General features: G+C 58.7%; 2 protein-coding genes. Both read right to left on the bottom strand.

Translation table 11 applies throughout. The features are described 5' to 3' along the window. Positions 1–1,428: heavy metal sensor histidine kinase (locus PMI23_RS28040; protein WP_007950277.1), on the bottom strand; the 1,428-nt coding region annotated here is incomplete at its 3' end. Then, positions 1,425–2,099 (bottom strand): heavy metal response regulator transcription factor, encoded by a 675-nt coding sequence (locus PMI23_RS28035; RefSeq protein WP_007920164.1) that lies wholly within the window; start codon positions 2,097–2,099, stop codon positions 1,425–1,427. The genes PMI23_RS28035 and PMI23_RS28040, both read right to left, overlap by 4 nt. Positions 2,100–2,295 lie beyond the last annotated feature (196 nt).

Genomic DNA, 2,295 nt, shown 5'->3' with positions numbered 1-2,295 from the left:
TGGGAGCTTGCCTGCAAGCGAAGAGGCCGTTGGCGGCACCGAAGGAAACCCGAGCCGGAACACGGTCATCGCCCCCGGCAAGCTCTTAACCTCCGCGACACCCTGATGCAGGCTCATGATCGAGCGCACGATCGCCAGGCCCAACCCGGTGCTGCCCTGCGAGCGTGAGCGGCTGCTGTCGACACGGTAGAAGCGGTCGAACAGATGTGGCAGGTGTTGCGCCTCGATCCCGGCACCGGGGTTGCTGACCAACAGGGAGGCCTGGGTCGCACCTTGTTCGATCAGCAACGTCACGGTTTTCCCGTTCGGGCAGTGGCGCAGCGCATTCGACAACAGATTGGAAATTGCCCGCTGAATCATCAGCCGATCGCCCATTACCGTCGCACTGCCAACGACATTCAAGTGAATGTTCTTATCCTGCGCCGACAGCGAAAACATCTCAGCGACCTTCGCCGCCTCGTCCTCCAGCGCCACCGATTCAAACGGCGCCAGCGCCGACGGATGACTGACCTGCGCGAGAAACAACATGTCCGAGACAATCCGCGCCACGCGCTCCAGTTCCTCGGTGCACGACACCAGCACGTCCTTGTATTCCTCGGTCGTGCGCTCGCGGGACAAGGTCACCTGCGCTTTGCCCATCAGGTTGTTGATCGGCGTACGCAACTCATGCGCCAGGTCATCAGAGAACTGCGACAACTGCTGCACTCCTGCATCGAGCCGATGCAGCATGAAGTTGATGCCTTGCGCCAATTCGCTCAACTCCTGCGGCATGTTCACCACGGACAGCCGGTGTTCCAGATCCTGGGTCGAGACCATCGCTGCGACTTTGCGAAACTCGCGCAACGGCGCCAAGCCACGCTGCACCGCACCCCAAGCGGTCAGACCGATAAACACCAGCAACAACGGCAAGGCAATCAGCGTTGAGCGCAGATAGGCGCTGAGCAGCGCCTCATCGTGGGCGTTATCCACTGACAGCAGCACCGGCACGCTGCTGCTGTCCTTGAGGCGAATCAGTTTCGAGGCGGTGAGGAATTTCTTGCCTTCCGCGTCGGTGCTGTCGCTGTAAGTCAGTTGATCGGTGGTGGCGCGCACCGCTTTCAATTCGACGCGCGGATCGCTCAATCCCGAGCCGGATTTGAGCAGCGGCGAGCGCTGATTGAGGCGGTCATAAATGGTCAGCGTGAGGTTGTCATGCCCCATCACCTGATCGAGCAGAATATGCGGTTTGCCGGTGATTTCATTGGCATCGACGTACAACGACAGGCTGTGTTCGACCTGCGCCATCTTCTTTTCCAGGCTGTCTCTGGCAAGCGAATTCAGCTCATGAGTCAACGCGAAATAGGCAAGGATCGCGAGGAACACCACCAATAGCGCGCCGAGAATACTCACCGTCAAACCGAGGCGCATCGACAGGCTGGAGGGCTTCATTCCCGTGCCTCCAGCACATAGCCGACACCGCGCAGGGTGTGAATCAGTTTGCTGTCGAACGGGTCGTCAATCTTCGCCCGCAAGCGACGGATCGACACCTCGACCACATTGGTGTCGCAGTCGAAATTCATGTCCCACACCAGCGAGATGATCTGCGTGCGCGTCAGCACTTCGCCGGACTGACGCATCAGCAGATGCAGCAGGGCGAATTCCTTGGTGGTCAGGTCAATACGCTGCGCGCCTCGAAACGCGCGATGGCGGCCCGGATCGAGTTCCAGATCGGCGACTTTCAGTACCTGTGGCACCGGGATGTTTTCACTGCGACGCATCAAGGTGCGCACCCGCGCCAGCAGTTCGGGGAACTCGAACGGCTTGACCAGATAATCGTCAGCGCCCAGATCAAGACCACGAATCTTGTCGGCCAGGCGCCCGCGCGCGGTGAGCATCATCACCCGCGTCGAATGGGTGCGACGCAGTTGTTCCAGCACGCCCCAGCCGTCGAGTTCCGGCAGGTTCACATCGAGAATGATCAGGTCATAGGCTTGTTGTTGCGCCAGGTGCAGGCCATCGGCACCGGTGGCCGCGTGGTCAACGACATAACCACTTTCGGTCAAACCCTGATGCAAGTATTCGGCAGCTTTAAGCTCGTCCTCGACGACAAGGATTCGCATGATCTTTCACCACTTTTATTTAATGGGTATTTAATTAAAAAGGCCCCTCACCCTAGCCCTCTCCCGGGGGGAGAGGGGACTGAATGCGGGATATTTCAGAACTACGCCGACGTGAAAAAACATTACTGAATCCATAATCGACTAGATGTAACAGGTCGATATATAACGCCAGACATCTCGGTCGGCTCCCTCTCCC

It is taken from the genome of Pseudomonas sp. GM24, assembly GCF_000282235.1.
In the GTDB taxonomy this organism is placed as follows: Bacteria; Pseudomonadota; Gammaproteobacteria; order Pseudomonadales; family Pseudomonadaceae; genus Aquipseudomonas.
Note: the sequence above shows the minus strand (reverse complement) of the source record. Positions and strands in the feature narration are given on the sequence as shown.